Origin of the sequence: Stappia sp. (assembly GCF_965276915.1) — a bacterium.
In the GTDB taxonomy this organism is placed as follows: domain Bacteria; phylum Pseudomonadota; class Alphaproteobacteria; order Rhizobiales; family Stappiaceae; genus Stappia.
In genome coordinates this window covers 2,280,031-2,305,677 of sequence record NZ_OZ255709.1, presented here as the reverse complement: position 1 = coordinate 2,305,677, position 25,647 = coordinate 2,280,031, and the positions used below count along the sequence as shown (strand labels likewise).

The window sequence follows — 25,647 nt, the reverse complement described above, 5'->3', positions numbered from 1 at the left end:
GCGCATCGTCAATGCAGCCGACATCGGACGCGTTCCGGATTCACCGCACCAGGATGTTGCGGAACTGCCAGGGATCGCTTTCGTCGAGATCCTCGGCAAAGAAGCCCGGCCGCCCGTCAAGCGGCGTCCAGTCGGTGTAGTAGCCCTTCACCGGACCGAGATAGGGCCGCTGCACCTCGAGGCAGCGGCGATAATCCATCTCGTCGGCCTCGACGATGCCCTCGGCCGGGTTCTCGAGAGCCCAGACCATGCCGGCCAGCACGGCCGAGGTCACCTGCAGGCCGGTGGCGTTCTGGTAGGGCGCGATCTCGCGGGTTTCCTCGACGGAGAGCTGCGAGCCGAACCAGTAGGCGTTCTTCTCGTGGCCGTAGAGCAGCACGCCGAGCTCGTCGATGCCGTCGATGATCTCGTCCTCGGCCAGCACATGCAGGGTCTCCTGCATCTTGCCGGCGGCGCCGAACAGCTCGTGCAGCGACAGCACGGCGTCATTGGCCGGGTGGTAGGCGTAGTGGCAGGTCGGCCGGTAGACGACCTTGCCGTCCTCCTTCACCGTGAAATAGTCGGCGATGGAGATGGACTCGTTGTGGGTGACGAGGAAACCGTACTGGGCGCCCGGCGTCGGGCACCAGGTGCGCACGCGGGTGTTGGCGCCCGGCTGCTCCAGGTAGATCGCCGCCTTGCAGCCCTTCTTGTGCTTGCGGGCGTTCTTCGGCATCCACTTCTCGTGCGTGCCCCAGCCGAGCTCGGACGGCTGGAAGCCCTCGGAGAGGAAGCCCTCGACCGACCAGGTGTTCCAGAAGGCGCCCATGGGCTTCGGCTTCCTGGCGCGCTGGGTGTCGCGCTCGGCGATATGGACGCCCTTGACGCCGACCTTCTTCATCAGCTTGGCCCAGCCCTTGCGGCTGTTCGGCTCCTCGAACTTCGTGCCCGTGTCGCGGGCGATGTCGACCAGCCCCTGCTTGACGAACCAGGAGACCATGCCGGGATTGGCGCCGCAGCAGGAAACCGCCGTCGTGCCGCCCGGGTTCTTCTTCTTCTCCCGGCGCACGGTCTCGCGCAGCGCGTAGTTGGTGCGCGAGGCGCTGTCGGCGTCCTCGTCGAAATAGAAGCCCAGCCACGGCTCGACGACCGTGTCGATGTAGAGCACGCCCAGTTCGCGGCAGAGCTTCATCAGGTCCAGCGAGGACGTGTCGACGGAAAGGTTGACGCAGAAGCCCTGCCCCTCGCCCTCGGTCAGCAGCGGAGACAGCACCTCGCGGTAGTTGTCCGGGGTGATCGCGACCTTCTCGAACCTGTAGCCGCGATCATCGACGAGCTTGCGGTCGGCATCGACCGGGTCGATGACGGTGACGCGGGAGGCGTCGAAGCGGAAATGCCGCTCGATCAAGGGCAGCGTGCCCTTGCCGATGGAGCCGAAGCCGATCATCACGATGGGGCCGGAGATCGTGCCGTGCACGGGCCAGGACTTGGCGGCGGCGGCCGGAGCCGGAGCGGCGGCCGGCGCGGCGGCGGCCTTGGCCCTTGTGGTCTTCTTGCGTGCCGCCGGCGTCTTCGCTTCGGTCATGGCGGATGTCCTTCTGTCTGGGAAAAGCCTGCATGGGCGCGCTCGATGACGGGCCCACGCGAGAGCATAACGCCGGCCGGCCGCTTTCGCGACCGGCCGGCCCGGTTTCTATCTATGGGCGATCGGGGATGACCGTCAGATGACGTAGGAGCGCAGCGGCTCGAAGCCGTTGAACGCGACCGCCGAATAGGTGGTCGTGTAGGCGCCGCAGGCCTCGATCAGCACCTTGTCGCCGATCGACAGGCTGACGGGCAGCTCGTAGGGAGCCTTCTCGTAGAGCACGTCGACGCTGTCGCAGGTCGGGCCGGCGAGCACGCAAGGGGTCTTGCGGTCATCGTCCTTGTCCGTGCGGATCGGGTAGCGGATCGCCTCGTCCATGGTCTCGGCCAGGCCGTTGAACTTGCCGATGTCGAGGTAAACCCAGCGGATCTCGTCCTCGGCATCCGACTTCTTCGAGATCAGGACGACTTCCGCCTCGATCATGCCGGCATCGCCGACCATGCCGCGGCCCGGCTCGATGATGGTCTGCGGGATGCGGTTGCCGAAATGCTTGGACAGCCCGCGCAGGATCGCCTCGCCGTAGCGCGGCACGCCCGGAACGTCCTTGAGGTAGCGTGCCGGGAAGCCGCCGCCGAGGTTGACCATCGCGAGGTTGATGCCGCGCTCGGCCATCTCGCGGAAGATCCACGCGGCCGAGGCGAGCGCAATGTCCCAAGCCTCGACATTGGCCTGCTGCGAACCGACATGGAACGACACGCCATGGGCGACAAGGCCGAGGCGATGGCCGTGCTCGAGCACGCGCGGCGCCATTTCCGGCGCGCAGCCGAACTTGCGCGACAGCGGCCAGTCGGCGCCGGCGCCGTCGCACAGGATGCGACAGAAGATCTGGGCGCCCGGCGCGGCGCGGCCGACCTTCTCGACCTCCGCCTCGCAGTCGACCGCGAACAGGCGAACGCCGAGCTCGAAGGCCCGCGCGATGTCGCGCTCCTTCTTGATCGTGTTGCCGAAGGAAATGCGCTCCGGGCCGGCGCCGGCAGCCAGCGCCATCTCGACTTCGGCCACGGAGGCGCAGTCGAAGGAGGAGCCGAGGCTGGCGAGCAGGGCCAGCACTTCAGGAGCCGGATTGGCCTTCACCGCGTAGAAGACGCGGGTGTCCGGCAATGCCCGCTCGAAGGCGAGATAGTTATCCTGGACGATGTCCAGATCGACGACAACGCAAGGCCCGTCGCCTCGTCGCTGGCGGAGAAAGTTCTTGATACGCTCCGTCATGGCAGTCACCCGATGTTCCGAATTCCGGTCGCAAGCTTGCAGATGCGGAAACGCGTCCCACCCGCTTTGGAGACGGGAGAATGCGGACTGCATATGCAACGGTCGGGCATCGGACCCCCGTAGAATACGGGTCGTCGTTCGCCGTTCCGCGATTGCTGCCTTGGATTGGATCGGGGACCCCGAACCGCACGGCCGGCAATGATGTAACAAGTGCCTCTTCAGTGACCCCGGGACTTGGAAACCCGGCAGAGACCAAAAAAGCCCTCTTACGTCGTTGCTTTAAGCCGTCCGTTTTGCCGCTCTATTCCGGACTAGTCCGGGCCCTATTGAGCGGCTGCCACCTTTCGGTTGGACGACCACGGGCACGTGCGAATTTGGGCAAGCGACATATGAATCAAGCCGCCATCATAATCAAGAGAAAATTCGCATCCGGGAGCGCATTTTTTGCGCCTTGACGCGCATGCCCCCTTTTCGCCTCGCAAGTTCTGCCGATTGCGGCCGGCCTCACGGAACGATGATCGCATTTTTGTGAGGAAAGCCGGACGGCGGGACAAAAGGTCCCGCCGTCCGGCCTGCCAGGGCAATGAGGTCGATGCGGGGAAGCCGCGCCTCAGTTGCTGTCGTTGCCGCGCTTGCCGTGCTCGCCGCGACCTTCACCGCGCTCACCGCGATTCTTCTGGCCGTGCCAGCGCTTGCCGTCATGGCCGCCCATGCCGCGGCGCGGGCGGTCCTCGACCGACAGCGCGCCGTCCTTGTTGCGGTCCATGCGGGCGACGAGGCCGGCGAGCGGACGGGTTGCCTCGTCCTTCGTCACGGCGAGATCGCCGTCACGGTCGAGGCGCTGGAAGCCGCGCACCATGCGCGTGTCGGCGCGTTCCGCCCAGATCGTGGCGAACTCCTCGAGCGTCAGCGCCTTGTCGCCATCCGCGTCGGCGGCCGCGAAACTCGCGGCACGGCCCTGGCGGACCTCGTCGGCCGTGACGTTGCCGTCGCCGTCGGCATCGAAGCGCTCCATCATCCGGCCATGGCCCCGGCGACCGCCGCGGCGCTTGTCGCTGTCGTCATCACCGGCCCGCTCCATGCGTTCCAGCATGCGCTCGGCGCGGCGGTTGAACTCGTCTTCCGTCACCTTGCCGTCGCCATCGCGGTCGAGGCGCTGGAACCCGCGCACCCGCCGCTCGGAGAACTCCGTCGCATAGGCGACCTTGAATTCCTCCAGCGTGACGCTGCCATTGCCGTCGGCATCGGCGCCGGTGAACATGGCGTCCGCCTTGGCGTCGATCTCTTCCTGGGTCACCTTGCCGTCGCGGTCGGTGTCGAAGCGCTCCATGAACATGCGCACCATCTGGCCGCGACGCCCGTGATGGCCGCCGCGCTTGCCGGCATGCTTGCCCCAGTGCCCGCCCTGGGACGCCTGGTGCCAGCCGTGCTTGCCGCCACCTTCTCCGCGACCGCCACGATCGGCGAAGGCCGGCATTGCGGTGGTGCCGACGAGCGTTGCGGCAAGGGCGGCAAGGGCAATCTTCTTCAACATGGTCATCGCCAGGTCTCCTCTTGGGTTCAAATGCGATGACACCGAAATAGGGATCGCTTGTCGCAGAACTATGCCGGCCCGGGGGTGTTTGTGTCGCAAGCTGTGGCGGGCTCGCGACCGGTTACACCTCGATACAATTGCCGTTTCCGGTTCCGGCGCGCGGGCGATAAGACAGAATGAGGCTGAGCTGAAGGACCGGGCGGAACCCATGAGCGAGAACGGGGCACATATTCTTGTCGTCGACGATCACCGCGACATTCGCGAATCGCTGGCGCGCTACCTGCGCAAGAACGGGCTGCGCTCGTCCGTCGCCGATAGCGCCGCGCAGGCGCGCAAGTTCCTCAAGGCGGCGGCCGTCGACCTCATCGTCCTCGACATCATGATGCCGGGCGAGGACGGGTTGTCGCTCTGCCGGTCGCTGGTGGAAAGCGGCACCGTGCCGGTGATCCTGCTCACCGCCATGGCCGAGGACACCGACCGCATCGTCGGCCTGGAGATCGGCGCCGACGACTATGTGACCAAGCCTTTCAACCCGCGCGAGTTGCTGGCGCGCATCCGCGCCGTGCTGCGCCGCTCCTCGCAGGTGCCCAGGGACCGCGATCCGGTGGAGGCGGAAACGCTCGGCTTTTCCGGATGGCGGCTCGACGTGCCCAAGCGCCTGCTCACCGGCGCCGACGGCGTGGCGGTGCCGCTGTCGACCGGCGAGTTCCAGTTGCTCATCGCCTTCCTGAAGCGCCCGCGCATGGTCCTGTCGCGCGACCAGCTTCTCGATCTGACGTCGGGACGCAGTCCCGGTGTTTTCGACCGCTCCATCGACAACCAGGTCAGCCGGCTGAGGCGCAAGATCGAACCCGATCCCAAGTCGCCGGAACTCATCAAGACGGTCTGGGGCGGCGGCTACACCTTCACCGCCGAGGTTGAGGGCAACGACGCATGAACCGCTTCCGCCTTTGGCCGCACTCGCTCGCCGGCCAGCTCATCGCGCTGCTGCTGATCGCGCTCGTGGTCGCGCAGGTGCTGACCCTGTGGCTCTTCGCCGGCGAACGCCGGGTGGCCTTGGTCGAACTTGCCCGCAACACCATCGTGTCGCGCACCGTCTCGCTCGTGCGCCTGGTCGAGGACGCAACCGAGACCCAGCGCCCGGAAATGCTGCGCGCCATATCGAGCCGCTTCCTGTGGTTCTGGATCGATGAAACCCCGGCCCTTGGCAACACCGGCAAGGGCAAGACAGACAGGCGCATCGCCGGAATGCTGGCCGAGGAACTTGGGGCGGAGCGCGAGATTCGCGTCGACGTCTCCCATCGCCCGCCGGTGCGCGAGGCCCCGTCGCGGCGGCGCATCGATGTCGGCGAGCGCGACGGTGACGAAGACAGCCGGGCGGAGGACGGGCGGACGGATGAGGGGCGGCGGCACGGACGTGACCGCTGGCGCGATGCGCCGGTGTCGCTGACCTTGTCCGTGGGCCTTTCCGACGGTCTGTGGCTCAACGCTTCGAGCCGCTTCCGCGTGCCGCGCAACACGCTGCTGCCGGTGCTTGTCGCGGTGGCGCTGATGGCGGCGGCGATCATCGCCATCATCGCGCTGACCGTGCGACGCCTGACGCGCCCCTTGCGCGAGCTTGCCGCGGCAGCCGACCGGCTCGGCCGGGGCGAGGATGTCGAAGCACTGGCCGAGACCGGTCCGTCGGAGGTGCGCGGCACCATCCACGCCTTCAATGTCATGCAGGACCGCCTCACCCGCTTCGTGCGCGACCGGACCCGCATGCTCGGCGCGATCAGCCACGACCTCAGGACGCCGATCACCTCGCTGCGAATTCGTGCCGAGTTCATCGACGACGAGGAAAACCGCGAGAAGATGATCGAGACCCTCGACGAGATGCAGGGCATGGTCGAGGCGACCCTCGCCTTCGCCCGTGACGAGGCGTCCCGCGAGGACGCCGCGCGCACCGATCTGGGCGGCTTCATCGACGCCATCGCCGAGGATTACCGCGACATGGGCCGGCCAGTCGCCTTCGATCCGCCCGCGGAGCGCATCGTCGTGTCATGCCGCCCGCTCAGCCTGAAGCGGGCCCTGCGCAACCTCATCGACAACGCGGTGCGCTATGGCGGCGAGGCCGAGCTCTCGCTCCATGCCGGCGCCGGCTCGGTGCGCATCGCCGTTGCCGATCATGGTCCGGGCATTCCCGAGGATCGCCTCAAGGACGTGTTCGAACCGTTCGTGCGGATCGAGGAATCGCGCTCGGAGGAGACCGGCGGCATCGGCCTCGGCCTGTCGATCGCCCGCTCCATCGTCCATGCCCATGGCGGCACGCTGGATCTCGTCAACCGGCCGCAAGGCGGGTTGGAGGCGCGAATCACGCTCCCCGCCGACCGTCCGGCGCAGGCCTGATCCCCTCACGCCCGGTCCCGGGACATCGCTCCCAGGCAAGACCGACCTGCCGCTAGGGCAGTTCGCACGTTTTTCCAATGGAAAACCCAAAAAAAGCCTCGCCCGCGCCCGCAATGACGTTGCCTTCCTCAGGGTCCGGTCCCCATCATTGGAAACTGGCAAGGTTTTCCATGTTACATTTGCCGATACGTGAAGGATAGAACTCTCGACTGGCTCCGGGGAGGAGTGTTTTCGACTGAGTGAAAGCAGGAGACACAGGAGGTGGTCACCCTGTCGTCAAGAAACCGCTATATGTCCGCATCCGCAACACAGCGGGAGCGGCGCAGGACACCACGGGCGCAAGGCTCGATACCCGTCATGGTGGTGACCATGCGCGGTCCGATGCCCGCGAAGCTGACGGATCTGAGCCTCACGGGCTGCCGCATCCTGTGCTCGGACCTGCCGAAATTCGCGCTCAGCGTGCGGATTTCGGTCACCGCCTACGGACTGGAGTTGCGGGCAGAACAGCGCTGGCGGCGCGGCGAGGAGAGCGGCTGGCGTTTCATCTACAACGACCCCGAGCAGGAACGGCTCAAGGACATGATCTTCAGCGAGATCGAGAAACGCCAGACCGCCGAGACGATCGAGCAGCCCTACCGGCCCGGAGGCCGATAGGGGTCTTTCCCTTGGGCACCCTTGCAGGCGATCAGGCCCCGGCGAGCGCCTTCGCCTCGAGCCGGCGGGCATGCAGGACCGGCTCGGTGTAACCGGACGGCTGCTCGCGCCCCTTGAACACCAGGTCGCAGGCGGCCTGGAAGGCGACCGAGGCGTCGAAATCCGCGGCCATCGGGCGGTAGAGCGGATCCCCGGCATTCTGCCCGTCGACCACCCCCGCCATGCGCTTCATCGTCTCCATCACCTGGGCGTCCGTGCAGACGCCGTGGCGCAGCCAGTTGGCGATGTGCTGCGAGGAAATCCGCAGCGTCGCCCGGTCCTCCATCAGGCCGACATCGTTGATGTCCGGCACCTTGGAGCAGCCGACGCCCTGGTCGACCCAGCGCACCACATAGCCCAGGATCCCTTGCGCGTTGTTGTCGAGTTCGGCCTGGATCTCGTCGGCCGACCAGTTCGGCCGCCCGGCGACCGGGATCGACAGGATATCGTCGAGGCTGGCGCGGCCGCGCGCCTTCAGCTCCTGCTGGCGGGCGGCGACATCGACCGCATGATAGTGCATTGCGTGCAGCGTCGCGGCGGTCGGCGAGGGCACCCAGGCGGTCGTCGCGCCGGCCTTGGGATGGCCGATCTTCTGCTCCAGCATCGCCTGCATCAGATCGGGCATCGCCCACATGCCCTTGCCGATCTGGGCGTGGCCCGGCAGGCCGCATTCCAGGCCCACGTCGACGTTCCAGTTCTCATAGGCGGCGATCCAGGGGGCCTGCTTCATGTCGCCCTTGCGGATCATCGGGCCGGCTTCCATCGAGGTGTGCATCTCGTCGCCGGTGCGGTCGAGGAAGCCGGTGTTGATGAAGCACACACGGGAGGACGCCGCGCGGATGCATTCCTTGAGGTTGACGGTGGTGCGCCGCTCCTCGTCCATGATGCCCATCTTCAGCGTGTCGGGCGCAAGGCCCAGCGCCGCTTCGACACGTCCGAAAAGCCTGTCGGCGAAGGCGACCTCGTCGGGGCCGTGCATCTTCGGCTTGACGATGTAGAGGGAGCCGGCGCGGGAGTTCATCCGCCGGCCGCCGCCATTGGCGCCGCCGGTGCCGATGTCATGCATGGCGATCAGCGCCGTCATCATGCCGTCGAGAATGCCTTCCGGAACCTCGTTGCCGTCGCGGTCGAGGATGGCCGGGTTGGTCATCAGGTGCCCGACATTGCGCACCAGCATCAGCGAGCGGCACTTGACGACCAGCGGCGCGCCATCCGGCGCCGTATACGTGAAATCGCTGTAAAGCTTGCGCTCGACTGTCTCGCCGCCCTTCCGGAACGTCTCCTTCAGGTCTCCCTTCATGAGGCCGAGCCAGTTGCGATAGGCAACGACCTTGTCCTCGGCATCGACGGCGGCGACCGAATCCTCGCAGTCCATGATGGTCGACACCGCCGCCTCGAGATTGACGCTGGCAATGCCGGCCGGGTCGGTCTTGCCTGACCCGTAGTCGCGGTTGAGAAGGATCTCGATGCCGAGGCCATTGTTCTTCAGGAGCACGTGGCGCCAGCCGCCCTCGCCTTCGGCATGGCCGGCATACTGGTCCGGGCGCTTGAGACGGACCGGGCCCGACGCCGTCGACAGCTTGAGCTCCGTGCCGGCCTCGACATCGGTCAAGTCGGCCCATCGCGCGCCGTCGAGGGGCGCGGCCTCGTCAAGGAAGGCTTTTGCCCGGGCGATCACCTCGCCGCCGCGCGCCGGATCGTAGCCGCCGCCCCCCGGCCGGCTGCCCATCGCATCCGTTCCGTAGAGCGCGTCATAGAGCGAGCCCCAGCGGGCATTGGCCGCGTTCAGCGCATAGCGGGCATTGGTGATCGGCACGACCAGCTGCGGACCGGAGATCGAGGCAATTTCCGGATCGACATTGGCCGTGGTCACGGCAAAGGCACCGCCCTCCTCGACCAGGTAGCCGATCTCCTTCAGGAACGCCTTGTAGGCGGGCAGGTCGACCGGGCCGGGGTGGGCGCGATGCCAGACATCGATCTTCGCCTGCAGCGCGTCGCGCTTTTCCAAAAGCGCGCGGTTTTCCGGCGCCAGGTCGTGAACGATGCCGGACAGTCCCTGCCAGAAGGCATCGGCCGAGACCCCGGTGCCCGGCAACGCCTCCTGCTCGACGAAATCCCGCAGTTCCGTGGCGATCTTCAGGCCGGCAATCTCGATACGCTCCATGGCGTCAGCGCTCCTTCGTTCAATCCTGGCGAGAGGACGGGCGGCATGTCGCCGCCACCATCCTGAACCTTTTTGCGAAAACCGGCCGGATCGTCATGGAGATCGCAGGCCGGATCGGGTCGTCCCATCAAAGCGAAGCCCCTCCACCCGGTCAATCTGTCACAAATCGAAAAGACTTGATCCTTGAGGGAGACAATCGGGATCGTCCTTTGACAGGATGTCCGCCAGCAGGCGCGCCACGTAGCGCAACCCGGCGTCGCCGTCGCGGCGGCGATGCCAGGCAACATGCATGGGGAAACCCGGTACGGGCACGGGCGGCGCGAAGGTCGCCAGGCCGGCCGCCGCCGGCACGCAGCGCGACGGCAGCATCGCGATCAGGTCGGAACGGGCGAGCAGGTCAGGCACCATCTGGAAAGTCGGCACGACAACGCCGATCCGCCGGCGCAGCCCGTGCCCGGCCAGCACGGCGTCGAGCGGCCCGCGCGTATCGCCGCGTCCGGAGACGAGCACATGCGGATGGGCAAGCCAGGCCTCCAGGCTGAAATCCCGTGCCGCCGGGTGATCCGGGCGCATCGCCACCACATAGCGTTCGTTGAGCAGTTCCCGCCGCTGCAACTCGTCTTCAGCCGGCGGAAACACAGAGAGCGCCAGGTCGCTCGTGCCCGCGACCAGCCCGGCGCGCGCCGCATCCGCCCCCTGCCAGGGCTGCAGCACGAGATCGATGCCCGGCGCGGTGCGGCCCAGATGTTCCATCAGCGGCGGCATCAGCTGGACCGCCGGATAGTCGGCCATAACGATCCTCAGCGTCTGGCACAGATCGGCTAGCGGTGTCGGCGGCGGATCGACCAGCCGGGTGATCCCGGCAAGCAGGGTCTTCAACGGCGCTCGCAAGGCCTCCGCCCGCTCGGTACGGCGCATGGTGCCGCGCCCGCGCTCAAGCAGTTCGTCGGCGAACAGCCCCCGGCATCTTTGCAGCGCCGCAGAGACGGCAGGCTGCGTCAGGCCGAGCCGCTCCGCGGCGCGGCTGACATGGGCCTCGTCGAGCAAGGCGTCGAGGATCACCAGCAGGTTGAGGTCGATGCTTCGCAAATTCATACGATTTATAATAAGCTATATCTCTTATCGATTGGAGTAATTTCTCGAGCGCCCTCACCTTCCTTGCCATCGCAATGGAGGCGAAGATGACCCAGACACTGATCCTGCTCTTTCACCCCGACCTGTCGCGTTCTCGCGCCAACGCCGCGCTTGCCCGGGCAGCGCAAGCCGTGCCCGGCACCGACGTGATCGACATGCAGGCCCGCTTTCCCGCCGGGCTCGACATGGCGCGCGACGGAAAGGCCGAGGCCGCACGGCTGATTGCCGCCGAGCGGCTCGTCCTGCAGTTCCCTCTCCACTGGTACGCACCGCCGCCGCTCGTGCAGTCCTGGCAGGCCACCGTTCTCACCCGCATGATGTATCTGCTGCCGGATTCGGAAGGGGCGTGCCTTGCCGGCAAGCCGTTCAGGCTCGCCATCACGACGGGTGGCGCAGCCGATGCCTATCGCAACGGCGGCCGCAACCTGTTCCCGATCCCCGAGATGCTGGCACCCTTGCGCGCCACCGCCAACCGCTGCGGCCTCGCCTGGTCGAACCCCTTCGTTCTGCACGACGCCGACACCCTCTCGGAGGAGCAGCTGGAGGCCGCCGCGCGGACCTACGCGGCGGACCTTGTTGCCTGGCAGGCGGCATCCGTTCCCGTGCTCGCGGAGGCCTGAACCATGACCGACACCGTCCACGACACCCTGACCGACCTCGCGCGCGGCACGCCCGTCTGGTTCACCTTGTCCGGCCGGCTTCTGCCCGCCGCCCTTCTCGCCCAGTTCCTCACGGCCGGGCTCGCCCTGTTCGGCGAAACCGGCGACTGGACCGTGCATGCGGGCCTCGGGTCGGCCATCTCCCTGCCGGTCCTTTGCCTTGCCGGCGGCGCGCTCGCGATACCGCGGCTGCGCGGCTTCGGCTGGTGGGCCGGACTTGCCGCCCTGCTCTACCTGGTGCAGGTGGCGCTCGCCGCCGGCGAGGCCTCCCGCTTCCTCGCCTTTCACCCGGCCAACGGCGCGCTGCTCTTGAGCGTCAGCCTCGTGCTGCTCGCCAAGATCGAGCGGCGGCGGGCGCGGGTCCGCAAAGCGGCGACCTGATCCCGCACGACACTCCCCGCGGCGCCAGCCCTGCGCCACGCGCAATCCCCTTGCGCGCGGGCACGGCTTGCATCCGTTTGCACTATTGGTCATACGATAGGGCCAGCCATTCCCGTCGATGAACCGGCGCTCCAAACGCGCCGCGAACCGAGACCCCCAGCAAGACCGGACAGCGACCCGAACCGGCATCGGCCGCCGGAAATCGTCCTCGCCCGGCAGGTGAACCGACCGCCCCATGTCGCAACCAGGCTCCACCCTCGCCGCGCGGTTCTATGCACGGCCGATCCTGCTGCTGGTGCTGACCACGCTGTTCTGGGCGGGCAACACCATCGCCGGCCGGCTCGCCATCGGGGAGGTGTCGCCGCTCGCCGTCGTGTTCCTGCGCTGGGTCTTCGTCTCGGCGCTGATGGTGGCGCTCTACGGCCGCCAGGTCAGGGCCGAATGGCCGATGCTGAGGAAGCACCTGCCGATGATGGCGCTGATGGGCACCATCGGGCTGACCGCCTTCAACGCGCTCTTCTACATCGCCGCGCACAGCACCACCGCGCTCAACATGGGCATCCTGCAGGGTTCGATGCCGATGTTCGTGCTGCTCGGCGCGTTGATCATCCTGCGCACTCCGGTCCGGCCCTTGCAGGCGCTCGGCGTGCTGGTCACCATGACCGGCGTCGTCTTCATCGCCAGCCAGGGCGATTTCGCCCGCCTCGCCGAGCTCAAGGTCAATCCCGGCGACGGGCTGATGATCGCCGCCTGCATCCTCTACTCGCTCTACGCGGTGCTGCTGCGCAACCGGCCGGCGGTTTCCGGCATGGTCTTCTTCACCGTGCTGTCGGTGATCGCGGCGATCGTTTCCGTGCCGGTCTTCGCCTTCGAGTTCGTGCAGGGCACCGTGCAATGGCCGACCCCGAAGGGTTGGCTGGTCGTCGCCTATATCTCGATCTTTCCCTCGTTCCTGTCGCAGATCTTCTTCATGCGCGGCGTCGAGCTGATCGGACCCGGCCGGGCCGGCGTCTTCATCAACCTGGTGCCGATCTTTTCCTCGCTGCTCGCCGTCATGCTGCTCGGCGAACCCTTCCATCTCTATCACGCGCTCGCGCTCGCGCTGGTGCTGGTCGGCATCGCGCTTTCCGAGCGCAAATCGCGGACCGCGGCGCCCGTTACCTGAGGCGCCGCGCCGCCTCGCCCCGGCAACGTCACGTAATCAACACCGAATATCGGCGAAGTGCCGCAAGGCCGTCGCGCATTTGCCGAAATGTGGCAAGATAGACGAGCCATGCAAGCGCCCCTGTTCATAGCCGCGATCGCCGGCCTGCTCGTCGTCATCTCCCTGATCCAGCCGCTGGCGCGGCGGCTCAGGGTGACCTCCTCCGTGCTGCTGGCCCTTGTCGGCATCGGCATCGGCGTGCTCGCCTCGTGGCTGCTCTACACGCCGCGCACCGACGCGTTCAACGACATCGCCGCCGTCTTCGTGAACCTGCCGCTGAACTCGCAGGGCATTCTCCACCTGTTCCTGCCGGTGCTCCTGTTCCAGACGACGCTGACCCTCGACATCCGCCGCATGGCCGACGATGCCGGCGTCATCTTCGTCATGGCGGTGGTCGCCGTGCTGGTCGCCACCGCCTTTATCGGGCTGGCGCTGCAGCCCTTCGCCGGCGTGTCGCTGATCGCCTGCCTGCTGCTCGGCGCGATCGTCGCCACCACCGATCCGGTCGCCGTCGTCGCCATCTTCCGCGACATCGGCGCGCCGGCCCGCCTCGGCCGCCTGGTCGAAGGGGAAAGCCTGCTCAACGACGCCGCCGCGATCGCCCTCTTCGTCATCCTGCTGGATGCGCTGACCGGCGGCGAGGCGCCGACGCTCATCGGCGGCGTCGAGCTGTTCCTGTGGAGCTTTTCCGGCGGGATGGCGCTCGGCTATCTCGGCGGCCAGGCGATGGTCCGCCTGCTGCCGCTGGTGCGCGACTTCCGCCTCGCCCAGGTGACGCTGTCCGTCGCCATGCCCTATCTCGTCTATATCGTGGCGGAGAATTTCGTCGACGTCTCCGGCGTCGTCGCGGTGGTCTCCGCCGGCATCCTGATCAATCTCGCCGGCCCCTCCCGGGTGACGCCGGACGGCTGGACGTATCTCAACGACGTGTGGGAACAGATCGCCTTCTGGGCCTCGTCGCTGATCTTCGTGCTCGCCTCGATCCTGATCCCCAAGCTGCTGGTGGATGTCGGCTGGGAAGATCTCGGGCTGCTCGCCATCGTCGTCGTGGCGGCGCTGGTCGCCCGCGCCGTGGTGCTGTTCGGCGCGCTGCCCCTGATGAGCCTCTTGCGCCTGTCGCAGCCCGTCAGCACCCCGTTCAAGACCGTCATCCTGTGGGGCGGCATGCGCGGCGCGATCACCCTGACGCTTGCCCTCGGCGTCACCGAGAACGCCGCGATCGACCCGCAGGTGCAGCGCTTCGTCGCCGTGCTCGCCACCGGCTTCGTGCTGTTCACGCTGCTTGTCTACGGCACCACCCTGAAACCGCTGATCAAGGTGTTCGGGCTCGACAGGCTGACACCGCTCGACAATGCGATGCGCTCGCAGGTGCTGGCGCTGGCGCTGGCCAAGGTGCGCGAAGGCGTCGCCCGGGTGGCGGCGAACTACAACATCGCCCCGGCGGCGGCGGAGGAAACCGACCGGCGCTACCGGGACCGGCAGACGATCGCCTCGGGCGCCGCAAGCGCCTCGCAGGAGATCCTCGACCGGGACCGGGTCACGGTCGGCCTCGTCTCGATCTCCAACCGCGAGCGCGAGATCGTGCTGCGCCATCTTCGCGAGCGCACCGCCTCGATCCACACCGCCGAGGATCTTCTGGCCAAGATCGGCCGCATCGGCGACCGGGCGCGCGCCGGCGGGCGGCTCGAGTACAACCGTGCGGCGCGCGAATCGCTCGCCTTTCCGCGCACCATGCGGCTGGCGCAATGGTGCCAGCGCCGCCTCAAATACGAGGGCTGGCTCGCCCGCCTTCTGGCCGACCGCTACGAGATGCTGCTGCTGGGCCGCATCGTCATCGACGAGCTGGTCGCCTTCACCGACGACAAGATCGAGCCGCTGCTCGGCAACCGCGTCGCCGAGATCCTCACCGAGATCCTTCTGCTGCGGCGCGAATCCACCACCACGGCGCTGGAAGCGCTGCGCCTGCAATATCCCGACTATGCCGACAGTCTCGACCAGCGGTTCCTGCTGAAGGCGGCGCTGCGGCTCGAGGAAGACGGCTACCGGGCGCTGCAGGCACAGAACCTGATCGGCTCGGAGCTCTATTCGAACCTTGCCCAGGAGGTCCATGCCGGCCGCGACGAGGCGGACCGGCGCCCGCATCTCGACATGGGCATGCGCACCGAGGAACTGACCGCCCAGCTGCCCCTCTTCCGCGACCTGCCCGAGGACCGGATCCGCGCCATCGCGCGGCTCATGCGGCCGCGTTTCGCCGTGCCCGGCGACAGCCTCATCCGCAAGGGCGAACGCGGCGACACCGCCTATTTCATCTCCTCGGGTGCTGTCGAGGTGTCCACCGACACGATGCGCATCCGGCTCGGCCGCGGCGACGTGTTCGGCGAGATCGCGCTGGTCACCGGCGAACCGCGCACGGCGGATGTGCGGGCGCTCGGCTATTGCAACCTTCTCGTCCTGTCGCGCTCGGAGTTCAGGAGCCTGATGGACAAGGACCCGGCGCTGGAGGCCCATATCGCGGAGGTCGCGCACGCGCGTCAGCGCATGAATGCGGAGGCCGAACCGGAACGCGACGCGCCGACCGGCCGGCTGGCAGGCACCGGACAGGAGCACGGCTGACCAAGCCTTGCCCGGCACCTTGCGCCAGGCCGCGTTGCCTCCCGCAGGGACAACCGCCCTACCGTTCGGAGAACGGCCCCTCGTCCGGCGGTGCATCGCCGCGCCCGCCCGCCGGAGCCCTGCCCTGTCCGTTCCAGGACTGCAGCCGCCGGTAAAGGGTCGAGGGGCTGACCTTCAGCGCCTGGGCGGCACGCGGGATGTTGCCGCCGCAGAGCGAGATCGCGCTCTCGATCGCCTCGCGGATCACCGTGTCGAGGGGCCGGATGTCCGGCCCCGCCTCGCCGCGCATGGCCGCGCCGTTGCCGGCCTGCGCATCGGCCGGGATCCCCGTCACTCCGACGCCCGCAGGGGATACCGCCGGAACGGGCACCGGCGGCGGGATATCGGCCTGGCCCTGCGGTTGCGCCGGCAGCATTCCCGCCTCCATCAACTCGCCGTCGTTGAGCACCACGGCACGGCGGATGGCGTTCTGGAGCTGCCGGATATTGCCCGGCCACGCGCAGGCTGCCAGCGCGCGCTCGCAATCGGCCGTGAAATCGCGGAACCGCTTGCCGTCCTCCTCGGCGAACTGGCGCAGGAAATGGCGGGCGATCAGCACCGCGTCGCCGCCGCGCGCGCGCAGCGGCGGCAGTTCGACCGGCATGACATGCAGCCGGTAGTAGAGATCCTCGCGGAAGCGGCCGGCGGCGACCTCCGCTTCCGGATCTCGATTGGTGGCGCACACGATGCGCACGTCGACGGGCCGCATGTGATCCTCGCCAACCCGGCGCACCGCCTTTTCCTGCAGGACGCGCAGCATCCGGGTCTGCAGGTCGGGGTCCATCTCGCAGACCTCGTCGAGAAACAGCGTGCCGCCATCGGCGGACAGCATCGCGCCCTTGCGCTCGCTCACGGCGCCGGTGAAGGCGCCGCGGGCGTGGCCGAAGATCTCGCTTTCCTGCATGCCGCGCGGGATCGCGGCGCAGTTGATGGAAACGAGCGGCCCCGCCGCGCGCTTGCTCAACGCATGGATCGCATGGGCGCAAAGTTCCTTGCCCGTGCCGCTTTCGCCGGAAATGAAGACAGTGGCGCTGGTGGGAGCGGCGCTGCCGATCAGGCGGTAGACGGCCTGCATCGCCGGCGAACGGCCGATCATGCCCTCGAAGCCGTCCGCGCCGATCTCGCCGCCCAGTTCCTCCAGCCGGCTGGCCAGTTGCAGCCGGTCGAGCGCGTTGCGCACCGTCACCCGCAACCGGTCGGCGGTGAAGGGCTTCATGACAAAGTCGAAAGCCCCCTCGCGCATCGCCTCGACCGCGATGTTGACGGATGCCTTGCCGGTGATCAGCACGACCTCGCAGGGCGCACCGCGCGCCTTGATTCGCTTGAGTACATCGAGACCGTTGCCGTCCGGCAGGTTCACATCGAGCACCACCACGCCGGGCGCATGCGCTGCCACGTGCTCCATCGCCTCCGCGCCGGTCGTGACAACATGGACCTCAAGGTCCTGCGGTGCGAGATAGGCCCTGTAGGTCTCGGCAAGCGCGCGCGCGTCCTCGACCAGCAGGACACTGGGCTTATTCCCGGTCATGCGTGCCAGCAACCACCCCTTCTGGCGCGCCGCGCAGGTCTGGCCTTCGCCAGCACCGGGCGACGCGATCATGGCCGGCGGCAGGTTTCCAGCATCCGGCCCTGGCGGCTCCGACATCCAGCGGTCAGCAATGGTGCGCATGCCTTTCCACACGCACCCCGACATCGCAGCCAGACGCCAGATTACGGCATCCGGTGCTTGCGTAAAACCGGAAGATGCGCCCCTCTTCCCCAACCTTCGGACGGGCGGTGCGGCCCGGCAAAATCTTCCGTTGAGTTACTTTCGCGGCTCCCGGTGCCCGAAAGCCCCAATCTAGTACTTTCCCGCAGTATCGAACGGCTCCCACCTGCTCCGGGTATCGTGAATTGTATTTAGGTTGTATTTTCGAATTTATACAAATAGCCGGTTGACGCTTTGCCCGGTCAATCTTCTAATTCACATGCTGGGAATCTTTTCGTTCACGGCTTTTGGGCGCCGAACACTGCCACTCGCCGTCGAGGCCGGTGGGTGGCGGGCAGTGCGGATTACATGACGGGGCTCCGGCAAGAGGCCGGAGGGCGTTCATGCGGCGCGTCTTCTTCTCAAACCGGTACGGGGCAAAACATGACTGACGAACTGGCAAAAATCGACATCCACGATCACAAGGCACTGGGACAGCTAGTGGCAGACTACGCCACGGGCACAAAACCCTGGCCGGAGACGCTTGCCGCACTGAAGAGCGAACTGGCGGGAATTGCCACCGTCCCCGATCACCTCAAGGCGCTGCAGGTGATCCAGCCCTCTGAAGAGGTCCTGCTGCTGAGATTGCCGCCGCGTCGCATGATCGAACAGTCGCTTGAGAACTACTCGACCGGCGACGGGGCCACCGGTCCCTATCCGCTGCCCGGATTCTACGACGATGGCGACACGCTTTCCAACAGCGACTTCCTGCTCCACAGGGTTGCCGACTATACGATCGCCGTGTGCACCTGAAACGACGGCTTGCCGGCGGGTCCCTGGCCCGCCGGTCTTTCAGTGCGGCGTGTCCGGCGGCGGCGCCAGGTCGTCCGGAAGGGGAATTCCGGCAAGGGAAAGCCCGTGACGCACGTCGTCCCAGGTGCGCCGTGAACTGATCGGAAAGCAGTTTCCGATCCAGCGGCCGATCTGCGCATCGTCCGGCTTGTCCGGCAGGATCCAGCGCTCGACGATACGCTGCTTGAGATGTTCGGCCTGGGCCTGCGCCTCCTCGACCTCGCCAGTCAGGGCCAGCGCGGTCACATACCAGGCCTCCACCCCCAGATAGCCGTCGCTCAGATAGCGGAATGCGGAAATCGACGCCCGGTGATCGCCGCAAAGGCACATGATCCCGACGAAGTAGCTCCAGTGCAGCGGCGAGGTCAGCAGGCCGCTGTCGCGGTGGCGATAGGCAATCCCGGCCGCCTCCTCCCGGTAGCCGTAATAGGCAAGGCCGTGCGCCGCCGACAGGGCCGTCCAGGGATCGTTGGAATTCAGCTCGAGCGCCTGCCGGTGCTGCGCCTCCGCCTGCTCGAAGCGCCGCTGCAGGGCCAGTGTCCAGGCGGAGCACAGATAGGCCCGCGAATCGAACGGATCGAGCGTCAGCGCGCTGCGCGCCAGCCCGGCCGAACGCTCCAGCATTTCGGGGGTCTGCACCTGACCGGGAAAGACGATGTGGCGCGAGTTGATGATCTGCGCCAGGCTTGAATAGGCCGGGCCGAAACGCGGGTTGTCCTCGATCAGTCCCGACAGGATCTCCTCCGCGCGGTGCGTGTTCTCGATCTTCCATGTGTAGTGCAGCCGCTGGCCCATCAGCAGGCGGTCATACTGGTCGAGCGAGGCATCGGGCATCCGCGACATGTTGGCGAGGCGCTCGGCGGAAATGTTGACGTTCATCGCCAGCGCGATCTCCGCCACCAGCAGCGACTGGCGCGAGAACAGTTCGGAGATGCCGACATCCGAATTGCGCCCCCAGACATAGGCGTTGGTGCGCGAGTTCTTCACCGTCACCGAGTAGGACACCGCGTGCTGCGAGCGCATGGCGCTGATCGAGACGCGGTAGATCGGTGCCGCCGAGCGCGACAGTTCCTCGGTCACGTCGTCGGCGACCGACCATTCCCGGAACCTGACGAGGCGGGAGATCAGGTCATGACGGAACACCTTGGCCAGGCGCACGTCGTCATCGGCCTCGGTGATCTGCAGGATCTGGTCGACCACGATCACGGGGTTCACGGGCCGAACGGCCGGTTCCGCCTTCGCCTCGCCACGCGCGTCGCCCGCGGCCCGCACCTTCCCCTCCGCGCCCGCCCCGTCGGCAAGACGGGTCTGCTCGCGTTTCAGCCACTCGGAGAAATTGCCGAGCTTGATGTCGACAATGAGCGACTGGGTCTCGCTCGAGGGCTGGGTGTCGAACTCCTCCTCCAGGATGTTCCAGAGATCCTCGTAGGCCCTGAGCGCGGCGGTGAAATCGCCGCTCACCGCCCGCGAGGTCATGAAGGCGCGGCAGGCGGGTTCGTGCGTCGGGTCGAGGTTGAGCAACGCCAGCGCCGCTTCCTCAATCGACCGCCAGTCGCCCGCGCCAAGCCGAATCATCGGCTCTAGGATGCCGCGCAGCTGGTCGTGGAGCTGTTGCCGGCGCACCCGAAGCCAGGCGGTGAACGGCTCGGCCAGCATCTCGCCGCCCTCGAACAGGCGCTCGGACAACCGCTTCTCGCGCAGCAGCCGCCGGGCGACGGTGCCGCCGGGCGCCAGCAACGCCTCCACATCCGTTTCCACGCGGGAGAGATCGAGGCTGATATTGATCTTGTCGCTGTCCAGTCCGTCGAAGCCGGCAGCCTCCAGATTGCGGCGCAGAATCAACAAGGTCTGCCGCAGGGAGGAGCGGGCGTGATGCTCGGAACTGTCTTCCCAGAAGAGGTTCGCCGCCATCTCGCGCGACAGGCGGCCATCGCCCGTCAGGCACAACCGGGCAAGAAGGCCCTCCGCCTTGCGCGAGCGGAACGAAACCGGCCGGCCGCCGACCTCGAAGCGGGGAACCCCGAGAATCGAGGCGTGCAGGCGCGCCCGCGAGGCGGGGTCGGCCGGCCCGGAGCCGAACCTGTCCTGGTTCCCGATATCGTCCACCTTGCCCCAACCCCCTTGCGCATCAAGACCTTAGCCGGCCAGTCCCTCTTGCCCCAGAAGAAAAGATTTGCGTCTCAAAGGGTTTGTAAAAAAAATCAGTAGAGAGGCGGGTGTGTCCGCCCGCCCCGGACCGTATCATGCGCGGCGCATTGGCGCGCGAGCCTTGCTGTGATGATACGACCCGGATCGGGTTGCAAGCCCGGAACGAGTACCCGCGCCACGTTTATTCCCAGATTGGCACGGGTGAGATCGATTGACAGTACGGGGAACCCCGCATGGAGCAGGGCCGCGAGCGGATCCGCGCCCGCGTCTTCCCGCTCCCCCGCGTGCGTCGCGTCCGCTGTTTCGGCGGCGATTCCGGCCGGTTGCAGGATCGGCCAGTCATGCCGCACGTGCGCGCGCCTTGCCAGATGGATCCGGTCCGTGTCGTTGAGCGCGGCCTCCCCGGCCTCCGCCCGCTTGGCATCGACCAGCCTGTCGGCCAGTTCGATCTGCATCAGTTCCTGCAAGGCCGCGGACAGGGCTCTTGCGCGCGTGCCCCGCGCCGCGAAGCCGTAGGCAAAGCCGCCGCCGGAGGCATCCACCGAGAGGGCCGCGGCCACGGGAATGCCGATATCGGTGGTCAGGTCGAGGAACCATGTCCGTCGCTGCGTGCGGCCGCAGCGCCAGGCCGTCAGGCATCCTGAGATCGCGGCTTCGGCCAGCGTCTCCTGCGCAAAGCCGCGCGCGCGCCGGCCACCGCGCCACCACAGCGCGACCGCATCCCGCTCGATCCACTCGAACAGCGCATGCCGGCGCGCCGACGCCGCGTCGCGGCCGGCGGCGACGCCAAGCCCGGGCGCGAAGGGGACGGCGCTCGCCGGACCGCTGTCGCGGCGCCGCCAGACAAGGCTTGCGGGCAGCCTCACATCGACATCGCGCGCAAGGTCGCGGGCAACCGCCTCCCCCTCCGGCGCCCGATCCGCCTCGCCGGCCGGTGCCTCCCCGACCAGTCCGGCGAGCAGTGCCGCCGGCAGCGCGGCTTCCGCACCGTTCGCGCTTCGGGCCCGCGTCTCGTCCTCGCATTCGAACTGGCTGGCGAATTCGGCCGCTTCCGCCACGCAGGCACGGAAGGCGGCAAGCCGCGTTTCGCCCATGCCGGAAACGGACCCGCGCGCCGGCGCCAGCGCGCCGAAGGCGGACGCGGTCGCCTGGGCGCCAAAACAGAACAGGCCGGGCGCATCGGGCACCGGCAGCTCGAACAGCCGGTCGAGCCGGGCGGCGGCGGACAACAGGGCGGCGAGATCGGGATCGCCCACGGGCACTCCGCCCGCCCCCTCGCCCAGATAGGCGAGGAAGGCACCCACCCGCCCGTCGCGGTCCGCGGACAGCCCGCCAGAGGCCACCGCATCGCCTGCCAGCCGCAAGGTCTGTCGCGTCTCCTCGCGCATCCGCATCCTTCCCCCGAGCCGCCTCCCGCTCATTCCCCGTTCCGCTGCGGCACTGCCGCGATCCCCGGCAATAACGCCCTGCCCAAAAGATGAGCGGAAAAATCACGGACAGATAACGCTAGCTGGTGTTGTATCGGAAAATCAAACGGATGGGGGACACGGCACGCTTGCCAGGCACGAGATCGCGTGCCCGAAGCATGACGGAGCAGGTTTGATCTCCCCCGGCTGACGAGCGGATGTTCGATGGACGATCCGTACCGGTTTCCCGGCGTGAACCCGTTTCACGCCGCGCGCACGGGGTGCGCGGCAGGCGTTTCAGGAGTGCCCTCGCGGCACCTTTTCGAACGGCATCGCCGTATCGAACCGGAGGTTCGCCCCTCCGGACAGGTGATGCGAGACACATGCGGACCATCCAGGCTTGTTTTCAGGCTTCGGATCGCACGTGACCCAACTGGGCCGGGTCCTAACCCGATCCGGCCCATTTTTCGGCGAGCGCTTCGCCGGACGCGCGGTTGGCGGCCTCTGGACGGATCTGCGACAGTCTTTCGGCCGATCGCCGCATTCGCGATCGCGCCCAACGGTTTTTCGGCGCCTCGGCGTCAAAATCATAGGCCTGGCGGCAGCAGGAAATTGATACAGGCATAGTCCAGAGGGTTTCACACTGAAACGCCGCCCATTCGCGCCTGCACGCGGATGGGCGGTTTTTCTTTGTCCGCGACCCGGCTCCCGCGTCCGAAGTCAAAAGAAAGGCCGGAGCCTTTCCGGCGCCGGCCTTGAGTGGATGGAGATGGTGCAGTCCCGGATGTGCCTCCGGGCTTTCCGCCGGAGCGGCGCCATGACCGCCGGCGGGGCGCCGGCCGGACGCCGGGGTACTCCGAAACGAACGAAAGGCCGGGAACCGGATCAGGCCTGCTTGCGTCGTTCCTGCGCGCAGGTGCGGATCTCGGCGAAGAAGTCCCGCACCTGTTCGGAAATCTGGGAGGACTGGCTGCGCAGCGATCCCGACACCTGGAGGAAGTCCTCGGCGGCGTGCTCGGTCTTCTCGATGGCCTCGTTGACGCCGCTCACATTGCGGGTCAGCGTCAGCGTGCCCTGGGCCGCGTGCTGGACGTTCATGGAGATCTCGCGCGTCGCCGCGCCCTGCTCCTCCACCGCGGCGGCGATGGCCGCAGTCAGCGTGTCGATCTCGCCGACCGTCGAGGCGATGGAGCCGATCGTGTCCACCGCCCGGGTGGTCGCCCCCTGAACCTCGGCAATCTGCTTGGCGATGTCCTCTGTCGCCTTCGACGTCTGGCTGGCGAGCTGCTTCACCTCCTGGGCGACGATCGCGAAGCCGCGGCCGGCATCGCCCGCGCGGGCCGCCTCGATGGTCGCGTTCAGCGCCAGGAGGTTGGTCTGCTCGGCAATCGCCTGGATCAGGCCGATCACGTCGCCGATCTTCTGGGCGTTGGTGGACAGTTGCCCGACTTCCCTGGAAACGCTTTCGGTGACCACGTTGGCCCGGCGTGCGACGTCCGAGGCGCCGGTAATCTGCCGGCCGATCTCCTCGATCGAGGAAGACAGCTCCTCCGCCGCCGAGGCAACCGTCTGGACGCTGACCGAGGTCTGCTCGGATGCGGCAGAGGCGGAGACCGCCTCCTGGGACGCCGCGCTCGCCACCGACGACAGGGTGCCGGCCTGCGACTGCATCTTGTCGGCCGTCGTGTCCACCGTCTGCAGCGACACCTCGACCTTCGTCTTGAACCGGTCGATGGCATCGCTCAGGCCGCGTGTCTGCGCCTCCTGGGCTTCCATCAGGATCTGCTGGTAGGTGGAGATGGCAAAGTCGAGATCGAGCAGCACCGCCTTGTTCAGCGCCTGGATGGCCGCGGTCGCCTTGGCCGGCGACAGCCGGTAGCGGCGAATGACGACGTCGACCAACTCGTTGAGGACGTACTGATAGCCGGCGATATACCAGCGCGGCTCCAGGCCGATGCGGCTATGGGCGCGGCCGATGCGGTCGATGCTGCTGACATAGTCATCGTCGAACGTGGCGGCGAACAGGCGCTTCCAGTGCTTCTTCTGCGCCGATTCCAGTGACGACTGGCGATCTCCGAGCAGGGCCTTAAGCGTCGGCTGGCCGGCCAGATGCACGTAGAACCGCGACAGGATGCGATCCAGTTCAGGTTCGACGATTGCCCACAGCGCGCGCAACTGCACCCGGGTTCCGTCCTCGATCCTGGCAAAGGCCAGCCGTTCCATAGTGTGTGCTGAATCCGTACCCGACACCGGTGCCACCCTCGTTGCATGACGTTACGTCGACGCTGGGCGGAGTCGGTTTCCAAAGTACTAACGGTAATATTGTTTTTAAGAACAACATGATTCCGAAGATCAGGAAAGATAAATATTAGTCAGGCGAAATAATACGTATTTATAACCATAGTGTAGCGCGCAAAATCAAATGGCACAGCGCGCAAGATCAAATGGCAACAGAAATGGCTGCATATATGGGTGCCCAGGCGTCACCGGGCACGCCTAGTCGATGATCCCCTCCGCGTGCAGGATCTTCCTCGTAAGGGAGCAATGTGCGCTGCCGGGCTGGTGACGGATCATCGACCCCAATCGTACCTGTTTGTCGATTGCTCCGAACGCAACAGGTTCAAGCGCTCCATGTAACCGGTAGTAGTCTCGAAGGCGCGGTGTTTCGATCTTGATCCGACAATGATCAGCTGACCCGAGATAGAACGCCACCGTCTCCAGTCGCTTCATCGTTGAGGCATCGGGCATCGCCCATGCGGTGCCTGCGACCAGCAGGCTGGCCAGAGCGGATATGGTCCAGGCTCGGCAATTCATTGTGTTCCCAATCCTCGGCTGAACAGTACGTCGCTTGCAATGGCGTCACAGTGCACGCGGCGGCCCGAGCGTTCAACCCTAGAGAAAGTTCGAAGGCGGTTCACGGCGCCTTCGAAAGGCGGTCGCAGGCGATCCTGTAATAAGCCCCTTCGCGCTCGCATCCAACGAACCGCCGGCCGCTCCTGACTGCCGCCACGCCTGTCGTGCCGGAGCCCGCGAACGGATCGAAGACGGTGCCGGAGGGGCACACCTTCACCAGCGCATCCATCAGCGGCAAGGGCTTGCCTGTCGTGTGCAGCTTGGGACCGCCCGCGTTGACAGCGACCCGGTAGACGCCGGGATGCGTCGGCCCGTCATTGTCGTGCCACGGCCCCTTCGACCCCCAGATCACGAACTCGGACTGCTGCCGGAACCGGCCCTTCTGCGGACGGTTCGCTTCCGTCTTGTCCCAGGCGACGACGCCGCGCCAGACGAAGCCTGCGGCTTGAAGCGCCGTCGTCATGGTCGGCAACTGCCGCCAGTCGGAAAAGAGCAGCACCGGAGCGCCCGGCCGCAAGACGCGGTGGGCTTCCGTCAGCCAGAGCGTCGACCAGCGCAGATAGGAGTACTGGTCGCGGTTTTCGCCCGCGAACTCCGGATAGCGCGCAGGCGTGTTCAGATACTTGTTGTTCGCGCTGTCCTTCACCCGGTCTTTCGTGTGCAGACCGCCGGAGGAGTATGGCGGGTCGGTGACCAGCGCATCGAACTCGGCCGAGGCCTGTTCAGTCAGCCAGGAAAGCGCGTCGACATTGTGCATCTGCCAAAGCATCAAGAGCCTCATGTCTCGACGCTCGACGGGCGCTCGGGTTGGGGCTCGATAGGCCTCAATGAATTGATCGTGCCGCAACGCGGGCATTTGATCTCGACGGTGCCACAGATGGCTCTGGCCGCCGTCCGCATCAAGAGGCGCCGGCAGCTTGTGCAGCGGATGGACTCCACTCTCTACCTCAAATAGAACCGGCCCGCTGCCGATCTATCCGGTCAGCAGAAGCGGCGGGCCGTTGTAAGTCGTATTCCAACGGGTGGGGGTTCGGTTGGCGCCATGTCCCCACGGGCGGG

Annotated in this window: 19 protein-coding genes; 8 read left to right on the top strand and 11 right to left on the bottom strand. The window is 66.9% G+C overall.

All coding sequences use genetic code 11. The features are described 5' to 3' along the window. Positions 1-40: 40 nt before the first annotated feature. From ACQY46_RS10790 to ACQY46_RS10780, 3 genes are all read right to left on the bottom strand, one after another. A complete protein-coding gene (locus ACQY46_RS10790; protein WP_428700469.1) occupies positions 41-1,426 on the bottom strand; it encodes a homospermidine synthase in 1,386 nt (461 codons plus the stop codon). Between the two features lie 273 nt (positions 1,427-1,699). Next, positions 1,700-2,833 carry a type III PLP-dependent enzyme gene (locus tag ACQY46_RS10785; protein ID WP_428700235.1) on the bottom strand — a complete coding sequence of 378 codons (1,134 nt, stop codon included), beginning with the start codon at positions 2,831-2,833 and terminating at the stop codon, positions 1,700-1,702. 610 nt (positions 2,834-3,443) lie between these two features. After that, entirely contained in the window at positions 3,444-4,373 is a 930-nt protein-coding gene (locus ACQY46_RS10780) for an EF-hand domain-containing protein (protein WP_428700234.1), read from the bottom strand. Positions 4,374-4,575: 202 nt separating this feature from the next. Here ACQY46_RS10780 and ACQY46_RS10775 point away from each other — a divergent pair, with 202 nt between their 5' ends. The 3 genes from ACQY46_RS10775 to ACQY46_RS10765 all read left to right on the top strand — a co-directional run bounded on the left by ACQY46_RS10775 (position 4,576) and on the right by ACQY46_RS10765 (position 7,409). Next, positions 4,576-5,304 (top strand): response regulator, encoded by a 729-nt coding sequence (locus tag ACQY46_RS10775; protein ID WP_428700233.1) that lies wholly within the window; start codon positions 4,576-4,578, stop codon positions 5,302-5,304. Beyond that, positions 5,301-6,755 carry an ATP-binding protein gene (locus ACQY46_RS10770; protein WP_428700232.1) on the top strand — a complete coding sequence of 485 codons (1,455 nt, stop codon included), beginning with the start codon at positions 5,301-5,303 and terminating at the stop codon, positions 6,753-6,755. Before ACQY46_RS10775 ends, ACQY46_RS10770 begins: the two co-directional genes overlap by 4 nt. Positions 6,756-7,046: 291 nt before the next feature. Beyond that, entirely contained in the window at positions 7,047-7,409 is a 363-nt protein-coding gene (locus ACQY46_RS10765; protein WP_428700231.1) for a PilZ domain-containing protein, read from the top strand. Between the two features lie 31 nt (positions 7,410-7,440). On the opposite strand, the gene ACQY46_RS10760 is transcribed toward ACQY46_RS10765, so the two are convergent. Together ACQY46_RS10760 and ACQY46_RS10755 are read right to left on the bottom strand one after the other, a co-directional pair. Further along, complete coding sequence (locus ACQY46_RS10760; RefSeq protein ID WP_428700230.1) at positions 7,441-9,612, bottom strand: malate synthase G; 2,172 nt, start codon at positions 9,610-9,612, stop codon at positions 7,441-7,443. A 159-nt stretch (positions 9,613-9,771) separates the two neighbouring features. Beyond that, entirely contained in the window at positions 9,772-10,707 is a 936-nt protein-coding gene (locus ACQY46_RS10755) for a LysR substrate-binding domain-containing protein (RefSeq protein ID WP_428700229.1), read from the bottom strand. Positions 10,708-10,793: 86 nt separating this feature from the next. Between ACQY46_RS10755 and ACQY46_RS10750 the strand changes: the two genes are divergently transcribed. The 4 genes from ACQY46_RS10750 (at position 10,794) to ACQY46_RS10735 (ending at position 15,603) form a co-directional block, all read left to right on the top strand. Next, positions 10,794-11,366 (top strand): NAD(P)H-dependent oxidoreductase, encoded by a 573-nt coding sequence (locus ACQY46_RS10750; protein WP_428700228.1) that lies wholly within the window; start codon positions 10,794-10,796, stop codon positions 11,364-11,366. A 3-nt stretch (positions 11,367-11,369) separates the two neighbouring features. After that, the gene (locus ACQY46_RS10745; protein ID WP_428700227.1) at positions 11,370-11,786 is read left to right on the top strand and encodes a DUF6220 domain-containing protein; all 417 of its coding nucleotides are present in this window, start codon (positions 11,370-11,372) and stop codon (positions 11,784-11,786) included. Between the two features lie 235 nt (positions 11,787-12,021). Next, on the top strand, positions 12,022-12,951 hold the full coding sequence (locus tag ACQY46_RS10740) for a DMT family transporter (protein ID WP_428700226.1): 930 nt from the start codon (positions 12,022-12,024) through the stop codon (positions 12,949-12,951). A 108-nt stretch (positions 12,952-13,059) separates the two neighbouring features. Beyond that, positions 13,060-15,603: a cation:proton antiporter gene (locus ACQY46_RS10735; protein ID WP_428700225.1), complete on the top strand. Its 2,544-nt coding sequence runs from the start codon at positions 13,060-13,062 to the stop codon at positions 15,601-15,603. A gap of 58 nt (positions 15,604-15,661) precedes the next feature. Here the strand turns inward: ACQY46_RS10735 and ACQY46_RS10730 are convergent, their stop codons facing one another. Next, entirely contained in the window at positions 15,662-17,311 is a 1,650-nt protein-coding gene (locus ACQY46_RS10730) for a sigma-54-dependent transcriptional regulator (protein ID WP_428700224.1), read from the bottom strand. A gap of 462 nt (positions 17,312-17,773) precedes the next feature. Between ACQY46_RS10730 and ACQY46_RS10725 the strand changes: the two genes are divergently transcribed. Further along, positions 17,774-18,142 carry a hypothetical protein gene (locus tag ACQY46_RS10725; RefSeq protein WP_428700223.1) on the top strand — a complete coding sequence of 123 codons (369 nt, stop codon included), beginning with the start codon at positions 17,774-17,776 and terminating at the stop codon, positions 18,140-18,142. A gap of 39 nt (positions 18,143-18,181) precedes the next feature. Here ACQY46_RS10725 and ACQY46_RS10720 read toward each other — a convergent pair whose 3' ends face one another. The 5 genes from ACQY46_RS10720 to ACQY46_RS10700 all read right to left on the bottom strand — a co-directional run bounded on the left by ACQY46_RS10720 (position 18,182) and on the right by ACQY46_RS10700 (position 25,488). Next, positions 18,182-20,287, bottom strand: coding sequence for a BTAD domain-containing putative transcriptional regulator (locus ACQY46_RS10720; protein ID WP_428700222.1), 2,106 nt, complete (start codon positions 20,285-20,287; stop codon positions 18,182-18,184). 95 nt (positions 20,288-20,382) lie between these two features. After that, positions 20,383-21,717, bottom strand: coding sequence for a YcaO-like family protein (locus ACQY46_RS10715; RefSeq protein ID WP_428700221.1), 1,335 nt, complete (start codon positions 21,715-21,717; stop codon positions 20,383-20,385). Positions 21,718-22,620: 903 nt separating this feature from the next. Continuing rightward, on the bottom strand, positions 22,621-23,958 hold the full coding sequence (locus ACQY46_RS10710; protein ID WP_428700220.1) for a protoglobin domain-containing protein: 1,338 nt from the start codon (positions 23,956-23,958) through the stop codon (positions 22,621-22,623). Positions 23,959-24,649: 691 nt separating this feature from the next. Next, a complete protein-coding gene (locus ACQY46_RS10705) occupies positions 24,650-25,357 on the bottom strand; it encodes a DNA-methyltransferase (protein ID WP_428700219.1) in 708 nt (235 codons plus the stop codon). 8 nt (positions 25,358-25,365) lie between these two features. Then, positions 25,366-25,488, bottom strand: coding sequence for a Com family DNA-binding transcriptional regulator (locus ACQY46_RS10700; RefSeq protein WP_428700218.1), 123 nt, complete (start codon positions 25,486-25,488; stop codon positions 25,366-25,368). Between the last annotated feature and the right edge of the window lie 159 nt (positions 25,489-25,647).